Below are 22,886 nucleotides of genomic sequence, written 5' to 3'. Positions count from 1 at the left end.
GATGCACTCCGAGACCCACCTCGCGTTGCACCACATCCGCGACACCGAACTCCGCGCGCAGGCCGAGGCGTACCGTCTCGCCGCCCCCGTCGGGCACTCCCGGGCCCTCCGGGCCCGTCTCGGCTGGACCCTCGTGGAGTTCGGCCTGCGGCTCGCCGACGCCCCCAGGACGGCAGTCGCCGCGTCCTAGCGGCGGTACCGGTCCCCGAAGGGGCGTTCGCCGACGGCTCCTATGAACTCCGTCCAGGCCACCGCCCCGACCACCAGCACGGGCCCGCCGGCCACTTTGCTGTCCCGGACGGGGACGACACCGGGGACGCCGTCGGCGACTTCGAGGCAGCTGCCGCCGTTACCGTCGCTGTAGGTGCTCTTGCGCCAACGGGCGGCGCCGGGGAAGTCGTGGGCGACCTCGACGCATTCCTCGCCGCCACTTCCGCCGCTGTGGCTGCTCCTGCGCCAGCTTGCGTTGGTCAGGTCGTACTCGCGCATCGTCTGTAGCCCTCCGCCGCCGCCTCGATCATGGCCAGGGACGCCTCCCACGACAGAGCTGCGGCCCTGAGGAGATCGTAATCCGCTCGGATTCTCCTCACCGCTGCCGGATCGTCCAGCAGACTGCCTGACAGCACCCCCTCTGTATAGGCGGTCGGCGGTGCGTCCTCGAACTCTTTGAGTCTCATCATCTTGCCCATCTGCGGATGTGCCCCGACGGAGAACGGGACCACCTGCACCAGAGCCTTGCGGGCACGTGCCGTCTCTGAGATGTGGTCGAGTTGCTCGGCCATCACCGCGGATCCGCCGACCGGTACACGTAGTACCGCCTCATGCAGGACGACCCAATACATCGGCCGGGTAGCGTCCTTGAGGAGCTGAACGCGGTTCATGCGGAGGCCGACCATCTCCTCGATGTATTCGTCCGTGGCGAGCGGATTGCTTGCCATATAGATGGCCCTGGCATACGCGGGTGTCTGGAGGAGGCCGGGGACCACTGCGGGCGCCCAGTCGCAGATGCTTGTTGCCAGCCGCTCCAGTTCTGCTGCATGTGCAAAGTACTCGGCGTACCGCTGTTCCTTGATGAGCTTGCGCCACAGCCGCTCGAAAAAACCGTCGGTTTGCAGTGTCTCGTCGATCCGCTGGGCCACGTCCAGTTGTGGTTTTCGGATGGCTTGTTCGAATTGGCCGATGTAGCCGCCGGAGACGAACACCCGAGCGCCCAGCTCAACCTGCGTTAACCCTGCCTCCTCCCGGCGGCGCTTCAGTTCCGCGCCGAAGAACTCCCATGCCGCTTGGCGTGAACCGTTGGCCATTGCTGAACCCTTTCTCAAGCTCTTTTCACAGCCCGTTATTTGTAGGCCGCAGCCCCCTTCCGAGTGTAGGTTCCGGCGGGCACCTTAAGGACCGGAAGCGTGAATGCCGAAAAGAAGGGGATGAGGGTGAAGGCACAGCACTCGGCGCTCTGCGTCGAAGAAGCGGAGGAAGTGGTGAAAGAGTTGCGGGCGTTACTCGCGAAGGCCGGAATTACCCTGCCGTCACTGGGGCTGGACCCGGTGAGTCTTGCGCGGGAGGCGCCCTGTCCGCTCGTCGACCTGGGGCGGTGCTCCGTGGAGACCGCACGGCGGATCGCGGCCGCGATGGCCGCGGCGGCGCGATGAGACCGCCGGTCGGCGTGTACGTCGTGGACACCCGGACTGAGCGGATCGGCATCGTGATGGGACACGAGGGGCCCTACGTCCAGCTGAGACCGTACGGCGGCGGCCGGGAGTGGGACGCCGAACCGGGCGCCCTGCGCCGGGCGACCCCCGCCGAGCGGTTGCGCGCGGCGACCGCGTACGCCAACGCGCGCAGCCGGGGGGAGCTTCCCTGAGCCAGGGGCTCTGAGCTGTACGTGATCGCCCGGCGGGCCCGTCCGGCACGGTCCGCCGGGCAGGCCCCGACCGCGTGACGGGGGAGCCCCGCGCGTACGCGAGAATGGGGGCATGAGTCTGTTCCGCGACGACGGCATCGTGCTGCGCACCCAGAAGCTGGGTGAAGCGGATCGGATCATCACGCTGCTCACGCGCGGTCACGGACGCGTACGCGCCGTGGCGAGGGGCGTGCGCCGGACGAAGTCCAAGTTCGGTGCCCGCCTCGAACCGTTCTCGCACGTGGACGTGCAGTTCTTCGCCAAGGGCAGCGAGCTGATCGGGCGCGGCCTCCCGCTGTGCACCCAGAGCGAGACCATCGCGCCGTACGGCGGCCCGATCGTCACCGACTACGCCCGCTACACCGCCGGAACGGCCATGCTCGAGACCGCCGAGCGGTTCACCGACAACGAGGGCGAGCCGGCCGTGCAGCAGTACCTGCTGCTCGTGGGTGCCCTCAGGACCCTCGCCCGCGGTGAGCACGCACCGCATCTCGTCCTCGACGCGTTCCTGCTGCGCTCCCTCGCCGTCAACGGCTACGCCCCGAGCTTCGGGGACTGCGCGAGGTGCGGGATGCCCGGACCGAACCGGTTCTTCTCGGTCGGGTCCGGCGGTTCCGTCTGCGCCGACTGCCGGGTGCCCGGCAGCGTCGTACCCTCGCCGGAGGCCCTGGAACTGCTCGGCGCGCTGCTGACGGGGGACTGGAAGACCGCGGACGCGTGCGAGGAGCGGCACGTCCGGGAGGGGAGCGGGCTGGTGTCCGCCTACCTGCACTGGCATCTCGAGCGCGGGCTGCGCTCACTCCGGTACGTCGAGAAGTAACCAGAACCCAGCTAGAGGGAGACGAGGAAGCACATGGCCGTACGCGGGTTCCTGGGGCGTCAGCGCCGGGAGTACAAGACGCCGGAACCGCACCCCTCCGGCGCGCGGCCCCCGAAGTTCCCCGGCGAGCTGGTACCCAAGCACGTGGCGATCGTCATGGACGGCAACGGCCGCTGGGCCAAGGAGCGGGGCCTGCCGCGCACCGAGGGGCACAAGGTCGGCGCCGAGCGGGTGCTGGACGTGCTCCAGGGCGGGATAGAGATGGGGGTCGGTGCCATCTCGCTGTACGCCTTCTCCACCGAGAACTGGAAGCGCTCGCCGGAGGAGGTGCGCTTCCTGATGAACTTCAACCGGGACTTCATCCGCAAGTCCCGCGACGAGCTCGACGAACTCGGGATCCGGGTGCGCTGGGTGGGCCGGATGCCCAAGCTGTGGAAGTCGGTGGCCAAGGAGCTCCAGGTCGCCCAGGAGCAGACCAAGGACAACGACCGGCTCACGCTCTACTTCTGCATGAACTACGGCGGCCGCGCCGAGATCGCCGACGCGGCGCAGGCCATGGCCGAGGACGTGAAGGCGGGGCGCCTCGACCCGGGCAAGATCACCGAGAAGACCCTGCAGAACTACCTGTACTACCCGGACATGCCGGACGTGGACCTGTTCCTGCGGCCGAGCGGTGAGCAGCGTACGTCCAACTACCTGCTGTGGCAGAGCGCCTACGCGGAGATGGTCTTCCAGGACGTCCTGTGGCCGGACTTCGACCGCCGGGACCTGTGGCGGGCGTGCCTGGAGTTCGCCTCCCGCGACCGGCGCTTCGGCGGGGCGATCCCGAACGAGGAGCTGCTGGCCATGGAGGGCAAGCAGCAGGAGAGCGGGCGGTAACGGGGGCGGGCAGGACCACGGCGAAGGGCGCGGAGGTCGTCTCCGCGCCCTTCGCCGTCTCCCGCGTCCGTGACCTCAGTCGTCGCGGCCGGCCGCCGCGCACTCCGCGCAGGTGCCGAAGATCTCCACCGTGTGGGCCACGTTGACGTAGCCGTGTTCGGCGGCGACGGCCTCCGCCCAGGTCTCCACCACCGGGCCCTCGACCTCGACCGCCTTGCCGCAGGTGCGGCAGACCAGGTGGTGGTGGTGCTCGCCGGTGGAGCAACGGCGGTAGACGGACTCACCCTCGGCGGTCCGCAGCACGTCGACCTCGCCGGCCTCGGCGAGGGACTGCAGGGTGCGGTACACCGTGGTGAGCCCCACCGAGTCGCCCTTGTGCTTGAGCACGTCGTGCAGTTCCTGCGCACTGCGGAACTCGTCGACATCCTGGAGCGCAGCCGCCACAGCGGCCCGCTGCCTGGTGGCGCGGCCCTTCACGGGCGGTCCAGCGGTGGTCACCGGTTTCCTCCTCACGTCCGACTCTGCCGCGGCCATTGTGCCAGTCCGGGGAAGATCCGGGCCGGGAGCAGTCAGGCGTCGGCCTTGCCGGTGGCGTCCCGGCCGGCCGGGACCGCGCATTCCGCGGGCTCCGGGGCGGGCTGCGCGGCGGCCAGGGCACGGGCGCGGCGGCGGGCCAGCGGGGTGGACAGCGCGGTCAGTACGATGAACGCGGCGATCGTCAGCAGCACGATCGTCGCGCCGGGCGGCACGTCCTGGTAGTACGAGGTGACCGTGCCGCCGATGGTCACGGTCACGCCGAGGGCGGCGGCGATGGCGAAGGTGGCGGCGAAGCTGCGGCTGAGAGCCTGGGCGGCGGCGACGGGCACCACCATCAGCGCGCTCACCAGCAGCAGGCCGACCACGCGCATCGCGACGGTGACGGTGACCGCCGCCGTGACGGCGGTGAGCAGGTTCAGGAACCGCACCGGCAGGCCCGTGACCCGCGCGAACTCCTCGTCCTGGCTGACCGCGAACAGCTGGCGGCGCAGACCGAGGGTGACCAGCACGACGAAGGCGGCCAGCAGGCAGATGGCCGTGACGTCGGACTCGGAGACCGTCGACAGGGAGCCGAAGAGGTACGAGGTGAGGTTCGCGTTGGACCCGGTCGGGGCGAGGTTGATGAACATGACACCGCCCGCCATGCCTCCGTAGAAGAGCATGGCGAGGGCGATGTCGCCGCGGGCCCTGCCGTACCAGCGGATCAGTTCCATGAGGACGGCGCCGAGGACGGAGACCAGGGCCGCCATCCACACCGGCGACCAGGAGAGCAGGAAGCCGAGGCCGACGCCGGTCATCGCGACGTGTCCGATGCCGTCGCCCATGAGGGCCTGGCGGCGCTGTACGAGGTAGATGCCGATCGCGGGGGCGGTGATGCCGACCAGGACGGCCGCCAGCAGCGCCCGCTGCATGAAGGCGTAGTTCAGGATTTCCATGGATCAGCTCAGCAGTCCGGTGCGGATCGGTTCGGCGCCCGCGGGTGCGTGCGGGTGGACGTGGTCGTGGCCGGGCAGGGCGTGCTGGCCGACCGCCTGCGGGGGCGGACCGTCGTGCACGACGCAGCCGTCGCGCAGCACGACCGCCCGGTCGATCAGGGGCTCCAGCGGGCCCAGCTCGTGCAGGACGAGCAGGACGGTGGTGCCCTTCGCGACCTGCTCGCGCAGCGTCTCGGCGAGCACTTCCTGGCTGGCCAGGTCGACGCCCGCCATCGGTTCGTCCAGGATCAGCAGCTCGGGTTCGGCGGCGAGCGCGCGGGCGATCAGGACCCGCTGGTGCTGGCCACCGGAGAGGGCGTCCACCGAGTCCTTCGCCCGGTCGGCCATGCCGACCAGGTCCAGGGCGCGGTGCACGGCCTCGCGGTCGGCCTTGCGGAACACGCCGAAGCGGGTGCGGGAGAGCCGGCCGGAGGAGACGACCTCGGTCAGCGTGGCGGGCACGCCGCTCGCGGCCGTGGTGCGCTGCGGTACGTACCCCACGCGCGCCCAGTCGCGGAACCGGTGCTGCGGGGTGCCGAACAGCTCGACCTCGCCGGCGCCGACCGGCACCTGGCCTATGACGCTGCGCACGGCCGTCGACTTGCCGGAGCCGTTGGCGCCGAGCAGGGCGACCACCTCGCCGCGGTGCACGGTGAGGTCGATGCCGCGCAGGACGGGGCGCGAGCCGAGCTCGGCGTGGACGCCGCGCAGGGATATGACGGGCTCGGTGCTCATGCTGCCGTCCTCATGCCGGTGTCCTTCCGGTGGTTCGAGTGGGTCACTCGGCGCCCAGCGCCGTCTGCAGGGCCCGCAGGTTGGACTCCATGACCTGGAAGTAGTCGTCGCCGCGGGACTTGTCGGTGATGCCCTCGAGCGGGTCGAGGACGTCGGTCCTGAGTCCGGCCTCGCGGGCGACGGTCTTCGCCGTCCTGTCGCTGACCAGCGTCTCGTAGAAGACGGTGGTCACCCCGTCGGCCTTGGCGGTCTCGGTGAGCTGCTTCACGCGCGCCGCGCTGGGCTCGGACTCGGGGGTGAGGCCGTTGATGGCCTCCTCGGTCAGGCCGTAGCGCGCGGCGAGGTGGCCGAAGGCGGCGTGGGTGGTGATGAAGACGTCGGTCTTCCGGTGCTCGAGGCCGGTCTTGAACTCGGCGTCGAGGTCGTTCAGCCTGCCGACCAGGGCCTCGGTGTTCTTCTTGTAGTCGGTGGCGTGGTCGGGGTCGGCCTTCTCGAAGGCCTTGCCGACGCCCTCGGCGACCTCGGCGTACTTGACCGGGTCGAGCCAGACGTGGGGGTCCTGGCCGTCGTGGCTGTGGTTGTGCCCGTCGTCATGCCCGTGCTCGTCGTCGTGGCCGTGCTCGTCGTCATGCCCGTGCTCGTCCTCGTGGCCGCCGGCCCCGGCGTCGTGGTCGAGGGAGGTCAGCGTGGCCGCGTCGATCTTCGTCCGCACACCGGACTGGCCGATGGCCTCGTCGACGGTGGGCTGCAGGCCCTTGAGGTAGAGCGCCGCGTCGGTCTCCTCGAGCTGCGCGGTCTGCTGGGCGCTGATCTCCAGGTCGTGCGGCTCCTGGCCGGGCTGGGTCAGACTGGTGACGTTCACATGGTCGCCGCCGATCTGCTCGGCGAGGAAGGCCATGGGGTAGAAGGAGGCGACGACGTCGAACTTGTCGGTGTTGCCCGCAGCCGCGCTGCTGTCGGAGGAGCAGGCGGACAGGGTGCCGAGGGCGAGCGCGGTGAGCGCGGTCGCCGCAGCCGCGGGTATGAGGCGTCGTCGTACGTTCATGACACCCATTTTCAACAAAAATGGAAACCGTTGTCAACAAGCTGGGTGAGAGGCCTGCGGCAGGCCCTAATTGGTCCAGGAGCAGGGCCCGCCGGTAGCCTGAGAACTTCGCTGGAAGCAATCTCGCTTCGTCGCCCGTCGTCGTAATGAAGAGAGCACCGTGGCCGCCGACAAGATCGACACCATCGTCAGCCTGAGCAAGCGCCGAGGCTTCGTATTCCCCTGCAGTGAGATCTACGGCGGCCAGCGTGCCGCCTGGGACTACGGGCCGCTGGGTGTCGAGCTCAAGGAGAACCTCAAGCGCCAGTGGTGGCGCTACATGGTGACTTCGCGTGAGGACGTGGTCGGCATCGACTCGTCGGTGATCCTGGCCCCCGAGGTGTGGGTCGCCTCCGGTCACGTCGCCACCTTCACGGACCCGCTCACCGAGTGCACCGCCTGCCACAAGCGGTTCCGCGCGGACCACCTGGAAGAGGCGTACGAGGAGAAGAAGGGCCGCGCCCCCGAGAACGGCCTCGCCGACGTCAACTGCCCGAACTGCGGCAACAAGGGCCAGTTCACCGAGCCCAAGCAGTTCTCGGGTCTGCTCTCCACTCACCTCGGCCCGACCCAGGACTCCGGCTCCGTCGCCTACCTGCGCCCCGAGACCGCCCAGGGCATCTTCACCAACTTCGCCCAGGTGCAGACCACTTCGCGCCGCAAGCCGCCGTTCGGCATCGCCCAGATCGGCAAGTCCTTCCGCAACGAGATCACGCCCGGCAACTTCATCTTCCGCACCCGCGAGTTCGAGCAGATGGAGATGGAGTTCTTCGTCAAGCCGGGCGAGGACGAGCAGTGGCAGGAATACTGGATGGAGCAGCGCTGGAACTGGTACACCGGCCTCGGCATGCGCGAGGAGAACATGCGGTGGTACGAGCACCCGAAGGAGAAGCTCTCCCACTACTCCAAGCGCACCGCTGACATCGAGTACCGCTTCCAGTTCGGCGGCAGCGAGTGGGGCGAGCTGGAGGGCGTCGCCAACCGCACCGACTACGACCTCGGCGCCCACTCCAAGGCCTCCGGCCAGGACCTCTCCTACTTCGACCAGGAGGCCGGCGAGCGCTGGACGCCGTACGTCATCGAGCCGGCGGCCGGTCTCGGCCGGGCGCTGCTCGCCTTCCTGCTCGACGCCTACGTCGAGGACGAGGCGCCCAACGCCAAGGGCAAGCTGGAGAAGCGCACGGTGCTGCGCCTCGACCCGCGCCTGGCCCCGGTCAAGGTCGCGGTGCTCCCGCTCTCCCGCAACCCGGAGCTGTCGCCGAAGGCCAAGGGCCTCGCCCAGACGCTGCGGCAGCACTGGAACATCGAGTTCGACGACGCCGGTGCCATCGGCCGCCGCTACCGCCGCCAGGACGAGATCGGTACGCCGTTCTGCGTCACGGTCGACTTTGACACCCTGGACGACAACGCGGTGACGGTGCGCGAGCGCGACACCATGAAGCAGGAGCGGGTCTCCCTCGACCAGATCGAGGGCTACCTGGCGAGCCGCCTGATCGGCTGCTGACGCCGTAGCACCGCGACTCCGTCGAACCGCCCCGGGCAGCGCCTCCCGCGCCGCCCGGGGCGGTTCACGTTCTTCTGGGGTCCACCGCCGCCTGGTGGGCCCGGGCCAGATGTTCCTCCGCCTTCAGCCGGGACAGGAACCGGGCGCGTCTGCGCCAGTCGCACGTCTCGCAGCTGATCGTGCGCCGCCCCCCGGTGCGCCGGATCCGTACGACGTGTTCCCGGCCGTGCCGGTCCCAGCAGCTGACCTTGCTCGTGTCGATCTGCGGCATGCCGCAGAGTGTGCGGCAAGAGCGACATCAACGGGGGCTGCGCGCAGGTGAATTCGGTGGAGGACCGGTCCGGGTGCGGCTACGCGTCCACGCCCGCCGCCTCGCGGATCTCCGCCGACTCCAGCCGGTCGGCCGTGTGCCGCGCGGTCGCGCGGGCCCAGCGGCCGGAGGTCACCGCGCCCACCACCAGCACCGCGAGCCCGCACACGGTGAGGATCCACCAGCCGGGCCGCGCCGCCGGCACGAAGTCGGCCGCGTACGACGACGAGCCCACCCCCGCCGCCAGCACCGCGCCCACCACCGCGACCCCGAGCGCCTGGCCGAGCTGCCGGCTGGTGGAGGCCACCGCCGAGGCCACCCCGGCCTGGGCGCGGGGCATGCCGGAGACGGCGGTGTTGGTGATGGGGGCGTTGACGAAGCCGAAGCCGACGCCGAACAGGACGTACCCGACGAACAGCGTGGCATTGGAGGTCTCGGCCTCGAAGAGGGCGAAGAGCAGCCCGCTCACCGTCATCGCGCCGCCCGCGATCAGCAGCGGCAGGCGGGGGCCCCGGCTGCCGACCAGGCGGCCGGAGAGCGGGGCGCACAGGAAGGTCGGGACGGCCATGGGGAGCATCCACAGGCCGGCGTCCAAGGCGCTGAGGCCTCGTACGTTCTGCAGGTAGAGCGTGGAGAGGAACAGGAACCCGCCGAGCGCGGCGAACGCGCTCACCGCGATCACGGTGGCCCCGCTGAACGGTGCCGAGCGGAAGAAGCGCAGGTCGATCAGGGGTTCGTGGTGGCGGGACTCGTAGCGCAGCAGGGCGATCAGGGCCGCCAGCGCGAGGAGGGCGAAGGGGACGGTGGTGGAGGGCGCCGCGTGCGGCGCCTCGATGATCGCGTACGTCAGGGAGCCGAACAGGACGATGACCAGCAGCTGACCGACCGGGTCGGTGCGGCGGGGCTCGGGGGCGCGGGACTCCGGCACGAAGCGCAGGGTGAGGGCGAGGGCGGCGAGGCCGACCGGCAGGTTGATCCAGAAGATGGAGCGCCAGCCGACGGAGTCCACCAGCAGGCCCCCGACCAGGGGGCCCGCCGCCATCGAGATGCCGACGACCGCGCCCCACGCGCCGATCGCGCGGGCGCGTTCGCGCGGGTCGGTGAAGGTGTTGGTGATGATCGACATGGCGACCGGGTTGAGCATCGAACCGCCCACCGCCTGCACCATGCGGAAGGCGACCAGCGCGTGCAGGTTCGGGGCGAGCGAGCAGAGCACCGAGCCGAGGGTGAAGACGACCAGCCCCGCCATGAAGACCCGTTTGCGGCCGATCCGGTCGGCCGTGGAGCCCGCCAGCATCAGCAGCGAGGCGAGGACGAGGGTGTAGGCGTCGATGGTCCACTGGAGACCCGCGGTGCTCGCGTGCAGGTCCCTCTGGAGGGACGGCAGGGCGACGTTCAGCACCGTGTTGTCCAGGCTCACGATGAGCAGGCTCATGCAGCAGATCGCGAGCACGAGGAGGCGTTGGCGCGGGCTGAGCTCGGGCATGGGTTCCATCGTACGCGCGGTTCAATAGTGCGGCTAACTAATGACAGGTGCACATGTGCCGTGCCGGGCAGCTCCCGGGATGCGGGACAATGGGGGAATGCCCACGCCCACGCCCACCCCGGCTCAGCCCCCGTCGAACCGCCCGGACCTCTCGGACCGGTCGGACCTGACGATCGGCCCGTACGCGGTCCGGCCGCCCGTCGTGCTGGCTCCCATGGCCGGGATCACCAACGCGCCCTTCCGCACCCTGTGCCGGGAGTTCAGCGGGGGCAAGGGGCTGTTCGTCAGCGAGATGATCACCACCCGGGCGCTGGTCGAACGCAACGAGAAGACCATGCAGCTGATCAGGTTCGACGCGAGTGAGACGCCGCGTTCGATCCAGTTGTACGGCGTCGACCCGGCGACCGTCGGCAAGGCCGTCCGTATGATCGCGGAGGAGGACCTCGCCGACCACATCGACCTCAACTTCGGCTGCCCGGTGCCGAAGGTGACCCGCAAGGGCGGCGGCTCGGCCCTGCCCTACAAGCGGAACCTGCTGCGGTCCATCCTGCGCGAGGCGGTGAGCGGCGCCGGGGACCTGCCGGTCACGATGAAGATGCGCAAGGGCATCGACGACGACCACCTGACCTACCTGGACGCCGGCCGCATCGCCGTCGAGGAGGGCGTGAGCGCCGTCGCCCTGCACGGCCGCACCGCCGCCCAGCACTACGGCGGCACCGCCGACTGGGACGCCATCGCCCGGCTGAAGGAGCACGTGCCGGAGATCCCCGTGCTCGGCAACGGCGACATCTGGTCCGCCGACGACGCGCTGCGGATGGTGCGCGAGACGGGCTGCGACGGGGTCGTGGTGGGGCGCGGCTGCCTGGGCCGGCCGTGGCTGTTCGCCGACCTGGTCGCGGCCTTCGAGGGCCGGGACGACTTCCGCAGGCCCACGCTGCGCGTGGTCGCCGACGTCATGGTCCGGCACGCGACCCTGCTCGGGGAGTGGATCGGGGACGAGTCGCGCGGGGTGATCGACTTCCGTAAGCACGTCGCCTGGTACCTGAAGGGCTTCGCGGTCGGCTCGGAGATGCGCAAGCGGCTCGCGATCACCTCCTCGCTCCGGGAACTGCGTTCCGGGCTGGACGAGCTGGACCTGGACCAGCCCTGGCCGGCCGGCGCGGACGGCCCCCGCGGCCGTACCTCCGGCAACAACCGGGTGGCGCTGCCGGACGGCTGGCTGAAGGACCCGTACGAGTGCGCGGGCGTCGGCGAGGACGCCGAACTCGACACGTCCGGCGGCTGATCGGCGCCGCTCGCCGGCAGGTTCGGGAGCCGTACGGCTCTGCTCCCCGCGGAACAGAGCCGTACGACAGCGCCGTACTGGTGTGTCCGGACCGCTCAGGCCGTCGGCTGCGCCGGGGCCGCGTCCTCCTCGGGACGCTCGGGGTGGTGGCGCAGGTGGACGATGGCGCCCACCAGACCGCCCCAGACGATCACGATGGCCACGACCAGCATGATGATCGCACTCGTCGACATCAGTTCTTCCCCCCTTCAGGTGCGTCGGAGCCGGTGCCCGCGCCCGCCTCCACGGCAGAGCCCGGACCGACCTTCGCGCCGGCCTCCGTGCTCGCCGCGGAGTCCGCTTCCTCGGCGGCTTCGGAGTCGGCGGAGCGCCAGGGCACCAGACTGAGGACCACGCCGACGAGCAGCGCCGCCGCGGCGACGCCCCAGCCGGCCCAGAGCAGGAACTCCGTCGAGTAGCCCTCGTAGTTCTCGGCGAACTCCGCCCGCAGGCTGTCGACCATCATCCAGCCGAGCACCAGCGGAGTGACGATGCCGAGGCAGATGAGCCACCAGCGGCCGAGCCGCATCGAGGAGACGTCGTTGGCGTGCTTCTGGAAGGCGGGCAGCCGGCGCAGCAGCCAGCCCACGACGACGAGCACGACCAGCGCGGCGAGCGCGATGCCGTACTGGTTGATGAAGTGGTCGGCCGCGTCCAGCAGGTAGATGCCGCTGTCGGTCGGGAAGACGAGGATCGACACCAGGGCGACGGCCCCGCCGACGCTCAGGACCGCCGGGACCCGGCGCATACCGGTGCGGTCCTGCACGGCGGCGATGACGACCTCCACGATGCTGATCAGCGAGGTGAGGCCGGCCAGCACCAGCGAGGCGAAGAACAGCACGCCGAACAGCGCGCCCATCGGCATCTGGGAGATGACCGTCGGGAACGCCACGAACGCCAGGCCGATGCCGGAGCTCGCGACCTCGTTCACCCCGACGCCCTGGGCCGCGGCCATGAAGCCGAGGGTGGCGAACACGCCGATGCCCGCGAGGATCTCGAAGGCGCTGTTGGCGAAGCCGGCGACCATCGCGGAGCCGGTGAGGTCCGAGCGCTTCCGCAGGTACGAGGCGTACGTGATCATGATGCCGAAGCCGATGGACAGCGAGAAGAAGATCTGCCCGTACGCGGCGACCCACACACTGCCGTCGCCGAGCGCCGACCAGTCCGGCCGGAACAGTCCGTCCAGACCCTTGCCGGCGCCGTCGAGCGTGAGCGCGCGGCCGACGAGGACCACGAAGAAGAGCACCAGCAGCGGGATGAAGAACTTGTTGGCCTTCTCGATCCCGTTGCGGATGCCGAGCGCCAGGATGACGAGCACGACCGCCCAGATCGCGATGAGCGGCCAGAGCACACCGTCGACGTAGGAGGACATGAGGCCGGGCTTCTCGGCGGCCTGGAGGAAGTCGCCGAAGAAGAAGGCGTTGGCGTCGCTGCCCCACTGCTCGCCGAAGGAGTAACCGATGTAACGCACCGCCCAGGCGATGATGACGGCGTAGTAGGCGGCGACCACGAAGCAGATCGCGACCTGCCACCAGCCGATCACCTCCGCGGGCCTGGCCAGCTTGCGGAAGGCGGCCGGGGCCGACTTCCGGAATCTGTGGCCGATCGAGTACTCGAGGATGAGCAACGGAATGCCGGCGGTCAGCAGCGCGACGAGATACGGCAGGAGGAAGGCCCCACCGCCGTTCTCGTAGGCAACGGCGGGGAAGCGCCAGATGTTGCCGAGGCCGATCGCCGATCCGATCGCGGCGAACAGGAAGCCTGCGCGGCTTCCCCACTGCTCACGGGAAGGACTGGACATGATCACGGTTCCTTGGTCATTTTTTGCGTAGCGCGGCACGCTAGCAACAGGAACGCCTGGTGAACAGAGGTCTTCGGATAACGGTCGCACTCCTCGTCGCCGGGCCCGGCACGCGGTGTCGTCCGAGGTCACGTGCGGGGTGCGCGGCTGACCGGACCGGTGGTGCCGTTGCCCTGCCGACGAGGGTCCTAGGGGTGCGGGACGGAGCCGTAGGCCTTCAGGAAGCGGTCGCGGAACGCGTCCATCTTCCACACGGGCGCGTCCCCGGCCGGCCTCAGGCCCTCCGTCCAGTTCCAGTCGGCGATCTTCTCCAGCACCTCCGGGTCCTTGGCGACGATCGTCACCGGCACGTCCCGGCTCGCCCGCAGACCGCTGACCCGGGCGATGGGCTGGTGGTCGCCGAGGAAGACGAGGACGGTGTCGTCGGTGCCGTAGCGCTCCAGCCACCGGGTGAGGGCGGTCACCGAGTACGTGACCGACCTGCCGTACTCCTGACGGGACTTGGTGGCGTCCGTCATCAGGGTGCCGGGTTCCTTCCCCGCCTTCTGGATGGGGCCGAAGACGGAGCCGTCGCCGAGTTCGTCCCAGCCGACCATCTCGGGGAGGGGTGCCCAGGGCTGGTGGCTGGAGGTCAGGATGATCTCCGCCATCAGGTTCTTGCCCCGGTCGCGCTCCTTGCTGTGCTCCAGGCGCTGGAAGGCCTCGAGGGCGTACTGGTCCGGCATCGTCGACCAGCTGAACTTCGGTCCCTGGTAGCCCAGTCGGGAGGCGTTGTAGACCTTGTCGAGGCCGAACCACTTCGCCTCGGGCCAGTTCTTCTGGACACCCGGCATGATGCCGACGGTGTCCCACGCCCCGGACTTCCCGAACGCCTTGGTGAGGGTGAGGCGGTCGTTCGCGGTGGCGGTGCGGTAGCGCTGCTGGTTGTCGATCCACAGGCCGGACAACGCCGTCGAGTGGCCGAGCCAGCTGCTGCCGCCGAACGTCGCCGACGTCAGCCAGCCGCTACGGGCCCGGTACCCCGCCTTCGCGAGGGCCTCGGTGCCGGTGTCGAGGGTGTGGGTGACGCCGGGGGCGATCACCGGGTCCTCCAGGGCGGTGCGGCCGTAGCTCTCGATGAACGTGATGAGCACGTCCTTGCCGCGCAGGTCGGGCAGGAGCCCGTCGGGGGGCGTGGCCGCGAAGACGTCGGAACGCGCCACCTCCTCGAACTCCGCCTCGTCGCGCAGCGTGTCCACCACGCGCCGGGCCTGCACCTTCGCCGCCGCGGTGGCCCGGTCCGAGGCGACCGGTGTCCCGAGGACCTGCAGGCCGAGGGCGGTGCAGGTGATCCACACGGTGCCCGCGACGAGGGCGCCCCGGGCGGCCCGCGCGCGGTGCCGGGCCAGCAGCTCGCTCAGCCGGACGGCGGCCAGTGCCATCACGGCCGCCAGGAGCAGGGCGAGGGCGACCGCGCCGACGGTGGCGGCCGTGGCGGTCGCGGGGCCCATCGAGTCCCCGACATAGGCCTGGGCGTCGTCGAGCAGCCCCCAGTCGAGGACCAGGTTGAAACCCCGGCCCAGGTATTCGTTGAACCCGATGTCCAGCAGGTTCAGCACGGTCAGCACGGCGAGACCGATCCCGCACAGCGCGGCCGCGACGATCCGGGGCCGACGCGGCAGGGCGGGGAGCAGCGCGGCCCCGACGATCGCCTCGGCCGGTATCCGGGTGAACCGGTCGGGGCGCAGGGCGCCGGCGGTGTTGGGCAGCAGAAGGGCCCCGACGACCAGCACGGCGGCAAGGACGTGCAGGGTCCGGCGGACGACGCGTACGGCGCGGGGGTGCCGGTCGCGCCGAGCGGCGTAGCGGGTGCGGAAGGTGTGGAGGGGGCGGAAGGTGCGGAAGGTGTGGAGGGGGCGGAAGGTGTGGAGGCCTGGAGGGGTGGGGAGGGTCTCTTCCCCCTGCTTCTCGTCCCCTCGTTTCTCTTCGGTGGTCCGTGTCGGCCGGCGTAGGCGTGTGAAGACAGGCACCCGGAGGTCCTTCCGTGCAAAACCCGGTGAGGAGGCGGACCCGGCGTGGGGGTCCGGGTCCGCCGCAGTTCCGTACGGGCGTGCGGGCCGGTTCGTTCAACGGTCCGTCCCGCCGTGGGGACCGGGAGTACGGGAGGCGTCCGCATGGTGAAATCCCGGAGACTGCGGCAGCGTGATTCTCGCCACCCTTGATAAGGGTCGCGCTCAGATGAGCGGATCATGGGTGGCTGCACTTCTCAAAGGATGGCACTGGGTGCCACGATTCGATCGTTCATCGAGCGAAATCAGACGTGCCGATCGCCGCTCAGGTGAGCGTGTAGAGCGGCTCAATCCGGAATCACTGTGTTCAAGAAGTGAACGCATGAGGCTGTGATTTCTTGCCAAACCTTGACTTGTCTTTGACTTTTGATCCAGTGGCGGCGGAGTGGCCCCCGCCGCATGGTGGACGTGTGGACGTACCCATACGCCTTTGATCTGGGTATGTTCCTGCTCGTCAGGGCAGCCACCGCGTCCTCGAGGAGTCGAGACCCGTGTCGGAAAACAAAGATCTCCACGGAGCCCAGCAGGGCGGGAGTGTTGAGGGCGTGAAGTTCGTCTACGACTTCACCGAGGGCAACAAGGACCTCAAGGACCTGCTCGGCGGCAAAGGTGCGAACCTCGCCGAGATGACCAATCTGGGTCTTCCCGTCCCTCCCGGCTTCACCATCACCACGGAGGCCTGCAAGGTCTACCTGGACAGCGGTGAGGAGCCGGCGGCACTGCGTGACGAGGTGAGTGCGCACCTCGACGCCCTCGAAGCGGCGATGGGCAAGAAGCTCGGCCAGCCCGACAACCCCCTCCTGGTGTCGGTCCGCTCCGGGGCGAAGTTCTCCATGCCCGGCATGATGGACACCGTCCTGAACATCGGCCTCTCCGACAAGTCCGTCCAGGGCCTGGCCGAGCAGGCCGGCGACGACCGTTTCGCCTGGGACTCCTACCGGCGCCTCATCCAGATGTTCGGCAAGACCGTCCTCGGCGTCGACGGCGACCTCTTCGAGGACGCACTGGAGGCGGCGAAGACGGCCAAGAAGGTCGCGGTCGACACCGAGCTGGAGGCCGCCGACCTCAAGAAGCTGGTCACCAAGTTCAAGAAGATCGTCAAGACCGAGGCCGGCCGGGACTTCCCGCAGGACCCGCGCGAGCAGATGGACCTCGCCATCCACGCGGTCTTCGACTCCTGGAACACCGACCGGGCCAAGCTCTACCGCCGCCAGGAGCGCATCCCGCACGACCTGGGCACGGCCGTCAACGTCTGCTCCATGGTCTTCGGCAACCTCGGCCCGGACTCCGGCACCGGTGTGGCCTTCACCCGCGACCCCGCCTCCGGCCAGCAGGGCGTCTACGGCGACTACCTGCAGAACGCGCAGGGCGAGGACGTGGTCGCGGGCATCCGCAACACCGTGCCGCTCGCCGATCTGGAGCAGATCGACAAGAAGTCGTACGACCAGCTGATGCAGATCATGGAGACGCTGGAGAACCACTACAAGGATCTCTGCGACATCGAGTTCACCATCGAGCGCGGTCAGCTGTGGATGCTCCAGACCCGCGTCGGCAAGCGCACCGCGGGCGCCGCCTTCCGGATCGCCACCCAGCTGGTCGACCAGGGCCTGATCGACGAGGCCGAGGCGCTCACCCGCGTCACCGGCGCCCAGCTCGCCCAGCTGATGTTCCCCCGCTTCGACGAGGAGGCGAAGGTCGAGAAGATCGGGCGCGGCATCGCGGCCTCGCCGGGCGCGGCGGTCGGCAAGGCGGTCTTCGACTCGTACACGGCCGTCAAGTGGTCCCGCTCCGGTGAGAAGGTCATCCTGGTCCGCCGCGAGACCAACCCCGACGACCTGGACGGCATGATCGCCGCCGAGGGCATCCTCACCTCCCGCGGCGGCAAGACCTCGCACGCCGCCGTCGTCGCGCGCGGCATGGGCAAGACCTGTGTGTGCGGCGCGGAGGAGCTGGAGGTCGACACCAAGCGCCGCCGGATGACCGTCCCCGGCGGGCACGTCGTCGAGGAAGGCGACCTGATCTCCATCGACGGCTCCACCGGCAAGGTCTACCTCGGTGAGGTACCCGTCGTCCCGTCGCCGGTCGTGGAGTACTTCGAGGGCCGGATGCACCCGGGTGCCGACGACGCCGACGAACTGGTCGAGGCGGTCCACCGGATGATGGCCTTCGCCGACCGCAAGCGCCGGCTGCGGGTGCGCGCCAACGCCGACAACGCCGAGGACGCGCTGCGCGCCCGCCGCTTCGGCGCCCAGGGCATCGGCCTGTGCCGCACCGAGCACATGTTCCTCGGCGACCGGCGCGAGCTGGTGGAGCGGCTGATCCTGGCCGACACCGAGGCCGAGCGCGACGAGTCCCTGAAGGCGCTGCTCCCGCTGCAGCGGCAGGACTTCGTCGAGCTGTTCGAGGGGATGGACGGCCTCCCGGTCACCGTCCGGCTCCTCGACCCGCCGCTGCACGAGTTCCTGCCCGACATCACCGAGCTGTCGGTCCGCGTGGCCCTCGCCGAGTCCCGGCAGGAGCCGCACGAGAACGAACTGCGCCTCCTCCAGGCCGTGCACCGGCTGCACGAGCAGAACCCGATGCTGGGCCTGCGCGGGGTCCGCCTCGGCCTGGTCATCCCCGGCCTGTTCACCATGCAGGTGCGGGCCATCGCCGAGGCGGCGGCCGAGCGCCGGGCGGCCAAGGGCGACCCGCGCGCCGAGATCATGATTCCGCTGGTCGGCACGGTCCAGGAGCTGGAGATCGTCCGCGAGGAGGCCGACCAGGTCATCGCGGAGGTCGAGAAGGCCACCGGCACGCGGCTGAAGCTCGCCATCGGCACGATGATCGAGCTGCCGCGCGCCGCCCTGACCGCCGGCCAGATCGCCGAGGCCGCCGAGTTCTTCTCCTTCGGCACCAACGACCTCACCCAGACGGTGTGGGGCTTCAGCCGGGACGACGTGGAGGCCAGCTTCTTCACGGCCTACCTGGAGAAGGGCATCTTCGGCGTCTCCCCGTTCGAGACGATCGACCGGGACGGCGTCGGCTCCCTGGTGAAGCTCGCCGTCGAGGCCGGCCGCGCCACCCGCCCCGGTCTCAAGCTCGGCGTCTGCGGCGAGCACGGCGGCGACCCGGAGTCGGTCCACTTCTTCCACGAGGCCGGCCTGGACTACGTCTCCTGCTCCCCGTTCCGCATCCCCGTCGCCCGCCTGGAGGCCGGCCGCGCCGCGGTCACCTCGAACGGCAGCGACCACCGCTGAGTCCCGGTCCCCGGGGCGCGCGAACCCCGGAGCCGTTGCCTGTCACCCGACCACCCTCACCGATCGGCAACGGCTCCGGATCACGAAAGGAGACGGCGGCACCCGTGCGGGGGTGCCGCCGTCTCCCGTGTCCTCGGCCCGGCGTGGATCAGTTCGTGCCGCGGCGCCTGCGGGAGGCGAGCAGGACGGCGCCGCCCGCGAGGACGACGGCCGCGCCGCCGGCCGCGATGTACGGGGTGGCGCTGTTGCCGCCGGTCTCGGCGAGGTCGGTGCCGCCGCCCTTCTCGGCGGTGCCCTTGCCGTCGGCGTCGGAGCCGGTGGCGCCGTCGTCCGAGCCGCTGTCCCTGTCGCCGACGGGGACGAAGTCCGCCGGCGCGTCGTCGCAGCCGATGCCGTCGTTGTCGCGGTCCAGGTGCTTGCCGTAGTGCTCGCTGCCCGCCTTGATGTCGGAGTACCCGGCCTCGTACGCCTCGGTGCAGTTCTTGAAGGCGCCCTCGTGGGCCACGGCGGAGGTGGCGGGCAGGGCGGCCAGGGCGAGCGCGGCGACGGCCACGGCGGCGGACTTGCAGGACAGGTTCACGGGGAAACTCCCAGCCATGTGCGGATATCCGGCGGCATGCCCCTGTCCGGGGCGGTCTGCCGGGTGTGAGCTGCCGACGGTAGGGCAGCGGCCGGGGAAGGGTGCGGAGGTTTTGTGGACCCGTGATGCGAACGTGACGTGACCGGACGGTAGCTCTCCGTTCATGCGGGCGCGCTCCGTGCGCCGCGCCCGCACGGACGGGGGAGTGGTCAGGTGCGGAACGGGCCCTTCACCTCGTAGGTGATGCCGCCGGACGAACTGCCGCTCGTGCCGCGCCGGCTGGAGAAGTACAGGCGGGTGCCGTCCGGGGAGAAGGCCGGGCCGGTGATCTCGGAGCCGGACCGGCCGCTCACGAGGAGGAAGGGGGCCACGACGTCGTCGGGGGTGATGACGCAGATCTCCATGGTGCCGCCGTCCTCGGCCACGAACAGGTCACCGGAGGAGGAGCCGGTGACGTTGTCGACACCGGTCAGGGGAGCGGCGCCGCCCGGCACCAGGGAGTCGTCGTAGGCGAGTTCGATGGTCTGGGCGGAGGCGTCGTACCGCCAGACGCGGTTGTCGCCCTTGGCGGTGAACCAGCAGGTGTCGTTCGCGTAGTGGCAGCCCTCGCCGCCGTTGAAGCGCTTGGCGCCGGAGACCTGGTTGCGGGTGGCGGTGGCGCCGGACGGGTCCGGGACCCGCGCCCAGCTCACCGGACCGCTGGTGCCGCCGCCCCCACCAGCACCTCCAGCGTGCCGGAGGACAGGTCGCCCCACGTCGTCGGCCGGAAGCGGTAGAAGCAGCCGTCCGGGACGTCCTCGGTCAGGTGGACGACCCTGCGGACCGGGTCGGCGGCCGCCGCCTCGTGCTTGAAGCGGCCCATCGCGTCCCGGCGGACCGCCGCCTTCACCCGGTGCGCCGTCACCCGCACCGCCGCGTCGTCCAGGCGTGGCACCACCACTGTCTCCCGCGCGGAACGCTGCCCTCAGCGGGGGCGGGGACGGGTGTGAGGAGGCTCAACCTCAGGAAACGCTCATCTCGATGGACGGCACAACTATCCGGTCCATAGGGTCACGGCCATGCCCGACATCTCGCTGACCACCGTCATTCTCCTCTGCCTCGCGGCGCTCGCCGCCGGCTGGATCGACGCCGTGGTCGGTGGCGGCGGGCTGCTGCTCCTGCCGGCCCTGCTGCTGGGCCTGCCCGCCGGCACCCCGGCCGCGCACGCGCTGGGCACCAACAAGGCGGTCGCCATCGTCGGCACCACGGGCGCGGCGATCACCTACGCACGCAAGGCCCCGGTGGACGTCCGTACCGCCGTACGCATCGGTCTCGCCGCCCTCGCCGGGTCGTCGGGCGGCGCCTTCCTCGCCGCCGGGATGAGCACCGAGGTCCTCAAACCGGTGATCATGGTGGTGCTGCTCGCCGTGGCCGCCTTCGTCATCCTCCGCCCATCCTTCGGCACCGCGCCCGCACCCGGCCCGGTCACGCGCCGCCGCGTCCTCGCCGCGATCGGCCTCGGCGGCCTGGGCATCGGTTTCTACGACGGTCTCATCGGTCCCGGCACCGGTACGTTCCTCGTCCTGGCGCTCACCGCGCTGCTCCACCTCGACCTCGTCACCGCCTCCGCCACCGCGAAGATCGTCAACTGCTGCACCAACGCGGGCGCGCTGGCGATGTTCGCCTGGCAGGGCGCGGTGCTGTGGCAGTTGGCGGCCCTGATGGCCGTGTTCAACCTCGCGGGCGGCATGCTCGGCGCCCACACGGCCCTGAAGAAGGGCAGCGGCTTCGTCCGCATCGTCCTGCTGACGGTCGTCTTCGCCCTGGTGGCGAACATGGCGTACGAACAGTGGCTGGCCTGAGGCCGGGGGGCCGCGGAACTTCAGCGGGGACCACACGTGTTGCGCCCCGGCGTGCGTCAGTGGCTGCGGCTGCCCGTCAGGTGGGCGTAGACGACGACGTTGCCCCAGTAGCCGGTGCCGCGTGACCGGCCGCCGCCACAGGTGATGATCCGCAGTTCGGGCCGTTCCGCCGCGCCGTAGACCTGTTCGTCGGGGAAGTCCCTCGCGTCGTACGTCTCCACGGCGTGCACCGTGAACACGGCGGTGCGGCCGTCCAGCCGGTCCACCTCGACGGCGCTGCCCTTGCGCAGGGCGCCCAGGGAGTAGAAGACGGCGGGGCCGTCGGCGTTGTCGACATGGCCCGCGACGATCGCGGTGCCCCGCTCGCCGGGTGTGGTGCCGGCCTCGTACCAGCCGGCCAGGTTCTTCCGCTCGGGCGGCGGCACGTCGAGGCTGCCGGTGCCGGTCAGCCCGAGGCCCGTCAGCGGCGCGTCCACGTCGATCGCGGGGATGCGGACCCGGTCCGGCGGAGAGGGCGGCAGAGCGGCGGGGCGGCCGGCGACGAGACCGACGCGCCCGGAGTGGGCCTGGAGGGCGGACGGCTGGGGCGGGGCGTGCGTCTCGGCCGCGTCGCGCAGCAGCCACAGTCCGCAGCACAGGGCGAACAAGCTGACGGAGGCTATGGCCGTGTCGCTCGGGCCGCCGGCCCGGCCGAACCTGCTGTGCATCGTGGACTGACCTCTTCGGAGTCGGTCCCGTGCCCCCTCCGGGCCGCGAGGGGCGTCGGACCCGGAGGGGGAGGGGACATGCGGTACCGGCGGACGGGCAGCGGAGGGTGCCCGTCAGATCCCGTCGCCTCTCGCCCGGCGATGCAGGAGCCAGGTACCGCCCGCGGCGGCGACGGCGAGCGTCGCCACGCCGACCGCGGTCTGTGCGGGGTCGGCGCCCAGGGCACTGCCGACCCCCGTCTTGACACTTCCGTGCGGATACACCTGCTGGGCCGCGGAGGTCAGCCTGACCACCAGGTCGCCGGTCACCCGCTGCCCGTCGGCGGAGCATTTCGCGACGATCTCGTACGTCCCCGGCTGCGCGCCCGGCGGCACCCGGAACCGGCCGATCGAGTCCCGCTCGTGCGCGCTCGGCGCCAGGGTGAAACGGCCGGCGCCCACGGCGGTGGCGTCCCCCGCGGCCGTGTCGCGGTCCCCGCACGCCGCGGTGTTCACCGTCACCTGCGAGCCGGCCACGACCGAGGAGGGGTACACCTCCAGGTTCCCGGGCGCCGTGTCGCGGGAGTGCCCCGCCGGGGCGGCGTCCGCCTCCCCGGCGTACCCGGCGGGGGCGACGAGCAGCCCCACGGCGGCCAGGGCGAGCGCGGGGCCGGCCAGACCGGCCCCACCGGGCAGGCCGGGCCCACCGGGCAGGCCGGTCAGCAACCGGGCGGTACCTCGCATCGATGCTCCCTCGAGCTCACGCAGGGGGCACGCCCGCAGCACCCCCATGTGCCGCCGTCAGTCGCGTCCCTGCCTGTCCGAGGTAAGTGCCATCGGGTACGGCGCGCTCCCTGAACAGGAGTCAGGAATGGGGTGAACGGGTGGCGGACACGCCCGGCCGGGGCCTGCCCGCCTCCTGTTCCGGCAGGTCACCGACGTGCGGCGGCCCCGTCCGGGGAAAGAACCCGAAGGGCGCACCGCACGCCTGTGAACGGGTGACCCGCTCACGGCGTCACCGCCTCCATCCGTACGCGCACACCTTGGACCCCGGCATCGTGAGGCCGGGTCCAGGGCGGGGTGGGTGAGGGGGACGGCGCGGCCTCCGCAGGCCCGGTGGAACGGCATGAACACGGTG

The 22,886-nt window shown here is 70.7% G+C and carries 24 protein-coding genes and 1 pseudogene; 9 read left to right on the top strand and 16 right to left on the bottom strand.

What is annotated here, in order from left to right:
- Position 1 precedes the first annotated feature (1 nt).
- Positions 2-190 carry a hypothetical protein gene (locus AB0I73_RS00535; RefSeq protein WP_363032271.1) on the top strand — a complete coding sequence of 63 codons (189 nt, stop codon included), beginning with the start codon at positions 2-4 and terminating at the stop codon, positions 188-190.
- Here AB0I73_RS00535 and AB0I73_RS00530 read toward each other — a convergent pair.
- Entirely contained in the window at positions 187-489 is a 303-nt protein-coding gene (locus AB0I73_RS00530) for a DUF397 domain-containing protein (protein WP_363032269.1), read from the bottom strand. The two genes, AB0I73_RS00535 and AB0I73_RS00530, sit on opposite strands and share 4 nt — an antisense overlap.
- A complete protein-coding gene (locus AB0I73_RS00525; RefSeq protein WP_363032267.1) occupies positions 471-1,304 on the bottom strand; it encodes a helix-turn-helix transcriptional regulator in 834 nt (277 codons plus the stop codon). The genes AB0I73_RS00530 and AB0I73_RS00525 overlap by 19 nt, the downstream gene beginning before the upstream one ends.
- A gap of 126 nt (positions 1,305-1,430) precedes the next feature.
- Here AB0I73_RS00525 and AB0I73_RS00520 point away from each other — a divergent pair, with 126 nt between their 5' ends.
- From AB0I73_RS00520 to AB0I73_RS00505, 4 genes are all read left to right on the top strand, one after another.
- On the top strand, positions 1,431-1,649 hold the full coding sequence (locus AB0I73_RS00520; protein ID WP_363032589.1) for a hypothetical protein: 219 nt from the start codon (positions 1,431-1,433) through the stop codon (positions 1,647-1,649).
- Positions 1,646-1,861: a hypothetical protein gene (locus AB0I73_RS00515; protein WP_363032265.1), complete on the top strand. Its 216-nt coding sequence runs from the start codon at positions 1,646-1,648 to the stop codon at positions 1,859-1,861. Before AB0I73_RS00520 ends, AB0I73_RS00515 begins: the two co-directional genes overlap by 4 nt.
- Before the next feature lie 112 nt (positions 1,862-1,973).
- Positions 1,974-2,720, top strand: coding sequence for a DNA repair protein RecO (gene recO, locus AB0I73_RS00510; protein WP_363032263.1), 747 nt, complete (start codon positions 1,974-1,976; stop codon positions 2,718-2,720).
- Positions 2,721-2,753: 33 nt separating this feature from the next.
- Entirely contained in the window at positions 2,754-3,599 is an 846-nt protein-coding gene (locus tag AB0I73_RS00505) for an isoprenyl transferase (protein WP_363032261.1), read from the top strand.
- A gap of 75 nt (positions 3,600-3,674) precedes the next feature.
- Here the strand turns inward: AB0I73_RS00505 and AB0I73_RS00500 are convergent, their stop codons facing one another.
- From AB0I73_RS00500 to AB0I73_RS00485, 4 genes are all read right to left on the bottom strand, one after another.
- Positions 3,675-4,097, bottom strand: coding sequence for a Fur family transcriptional regulator (locus AB0I73_RS00500; RefSeq protein WP_363032259.1), 423 nt, complete (start codon positions 4,095-4,097; stop codon positions 3,675-3,677).
- 71 nt (positions 4,098-4,168) lie between these two features.
- Positions 4,169-5,071, bottom strand: a complete 903-nt coding sequence (locus AB0I73_RS00495; protein ID WP_363032257.1) for a metal ABC transporter permease — start codon at positions 5,069-5,071, stop codon at positions 4,169-4,171.
- Between the two features lie 3 nt (positions 5,072-5,074).
- The gene (locus tag AB0I73_RS00490; RefSeq protein WP_363032255.1) at positions 5,075-5,845 is read right to left on the bottom strand and encodes a metal ABC transporter ATP-binding protein; all 771 of its coding nucleotides are present in this window, start codon (positions 5,843-5,845) and stop codon (positions 5,075-5,077) included.
- Positions 5,846-5,888: 43 nt separating this feature from the next.
- The gene (locus AB0I73_RS00485; RefSeq protein ID WP_363032253.1) at positions 5,889-6,890 is read right to left on the bottom strand and encodes a metal ABC transporter substrate-binding protein; all 1,002 of its coding nucleotides are present in this window, start codon (positions 6,888-6,890) and stop codon (positions 5,889-5,891) included.
- Between the two features lie 160 nt (positions 6,891-7,050).
- Between AB0I73_RS00485 and AB0I73_RS00480 the strand changes: the two genes are divergently transcribed.
- Positions 7,051-8,433 (top strand): glycine--tRNA ligase, encoded by a 1,383-nt coding sequence (locus tag AB0I73_RS00480; protein WP_363032251.1) that lies wholly within the window; start codon positions 7,051-7,053, stop codon positions 8,431-8,433.
- A gap of 64 nt (positions 8,434-8,497) precedes the next feature.
- Here AB0I73_RS00480 and AB0I73_RS00475 read toward each other — a convergent pair whose 3' ends face one another.
- Positions 8,498-8,704, bottom strand: coding sequence for a hypothetical protein (locus AB0I73_RS00475; RefSeq protein WP_363032249.1), 207 nt, complete (start codon positions 8,702-8,704; stop codon positions 8,498-8,500).
- A 79-nt stretch (positions 8,705-8,783) separates the two neighbouring features.
- Positions 8,784-10,229: an MFS transporter gene (locus tag AB0I73_RS00470; RefSeq protein WP_363032247.1), complete on the bottom strand. Its 1,446-nt coding sequence runs from the start codon at positions 10,227-10,229 to the stop codon at positions 8,784-8,786.
- 214 nt (positions 10,230-10,443) lie between these two features.
- Here AB0I73_RS00470 and dusB point away from each other — a divergent pair, with 214 nt between their 5' ends.
- Positions 10,444-11,514, top strand: a complete 1,071-nt coding sequence (gene dusB / locus AB0I73_RS00465) for a tRNA dihydrouridine synthase DusB (protein ID WP_363032587.1) — start codon at positions 10,444-10,446, stop codon at positions 11,512-11,514.
- A 95-nt stretch (positions 11,515-11,609) separates the two neighbouring features.
- Here dusB and AB0I73_RS00460 read toward each other — a convergent pair whose 3' ends face one another.
- From AB0I73_RS00460 to AB0I73_RS00450, 3 genes are all read right to left on the bottom strand, one after another.
- Positions 11,610-11,747, bottom strand: a complete 138-nt coding sequence (locus AB0I73_RS00460; protein ID WP_363032245.1) for a methionine/alanine import family NSS transporter small subunit — start codon at positions 11,745-11,747, stop codon at positions 11,610-11,612.
- Complete coding sequence (locus tag AB0I73_RS00455; protein ID WP_363032244.1) at positions 11,747-13,354, bottom strand: sodium-dependent transporter; 1,608 nt, start codon at positions 13,352-13,354, stop codon at positions 11,747-11,749. Before AB0I73_RS00455 ends, AB0I73_RS00460 begins: the two co-directional genes overlap by 1 nt.
- A gap of 188 nt (positions 13,355-13,542) precedes the next feature.
- Positions 13,543-15,144: a CDP-alcohol phosphatidyltransferase gene (locus AB0I73_RS00450; RefSeq protein WP_363032585.1), complete on the bottom strand. Its 1,602-nt coding sequence runs from the start codon at positions 15,142-15,144 to the stop codon at positions 13,543-13,545.
- Positions 15,145-15,947: 803 nt separating this feature from the next.
- Between AB0I73_RS00450 and ppdK the strand changes: the two genes are divergently transcribed.
- Positions 15,948-18,641 (top strand): pyruvate, phosphate dikinase, encoded by a 2,694-nt coding sequence (gene ppdK / locus AB0I73_RS00445; RefSeq protein ID WP_363032583.1) that lies wholly within the window; start codon positions 15,948-15,950, stop codon positions 18,639-18,641.
- A gap of 148 nt (positions 18,642-18,789) precedes the next feature.
- Here ppdK and AB0I73_RS00440 read toward each other — a convergent pair whose 3' ends face one another.
- Both AB0I73_RS00440 and AB0I73_RS00435 read right to left on the bottom strand, forming a co-directional pair.
- Entirely contained in the window at positions 18,790-19,221 is a 432-nt protein-coding gene (locus tag AB0I73_RS00440) for an excalibur calcium-binding domain-containing protein (protein ID WP_363032242.1), read from the bottom strand.
- Between the two features lie 209 nt (positions 19,222-19,430).
- A pseudogene (locus tag AB0I73_RS00435) lies at positions 19,431-20,110 on the bottom strand (alkaline phosphatase PhoX); the annotation flags it as partial.
- Positions 20,111-20,279: 169 nt separating this feature from the next.
- Here AB0I73_RS00435 and AB0I73_RS00430 point away from each other — a divergent pair.
- Positions 20,280-21,062, top strand: a complete 783-nt coding sequence (locus AB0I73_RS00430) for a sulfite exporter TauE/SafE family protein (protein ID WP_363032240.1) — start codon at positions 20,280-20,282, stop codon at positions 21,060-21,062.
- Positions 21,063-21,118: 56 nt separating this feature from the next.
- On the opposite strand, the gene AB0I73_RS00425 is transcribed toward AB0I73_RS00430, so the two are convergent.
- The 3 genes from AB0I73_RS00425 to AB0I73_RS00415 all read right to left on the bottom strand — a co-directional run bounded on the left by AB0I73_RS00425 (position 21,119) and on the right by AB0I73_RS00415 (position 22,882).
- Positions 21,119-21,769, bottom strand: a complete 651-nt coding sequence (locus AB0I73_RS00425) for a class F sortase (protein ID WP_363032239.1) — start codon at positions 21,767-21,769, stop codon at positions 21,119-21,121.
- A 114-nt stretch (positions 21,770-21,883) separates the two neighbouring features.
- The gene (locus AB0I73_RS00420; protein ID WP_363032238.1) at positions 21,884-22,492 is read right to left on the bottom strand and encodes a hypothetical protein; all 609 of its coding nucleotides are present in this window, start codon (positions 22,490-22,492) and stop codon (positions 21,884-21,886) included.
- A gap of 57 nt (positions 22,493-22,549) precedes the next feature.
- Positions 22,550-22,882 (bottom strand): hypothetical protein, encoded by a 333-nt coding sequence (locus AB0I73_RS00415; protein WP_363032237.1) that lies wholly within the window; start codon positions 22,880-22,882, stop codon positions 22,550-22,552.
- Positions 22,883-22,886 lie beyond the last annotated feature (4 nt).

The sequence above is a fragment of the Streptomyces sp. NPDC050388 genome (genome assembly GCF_040655635.1).
Lineage (GTDB): Bacteria > Actinomycetota > Actinomycetes > Streptomycetales > Streptomycetaceae > Streptomyces.
The sequence above is the reverse complement of the archived record's forward strand: the minus strand, read 5'-3'. Positions and strand labels throughout refer to the sequence as shown.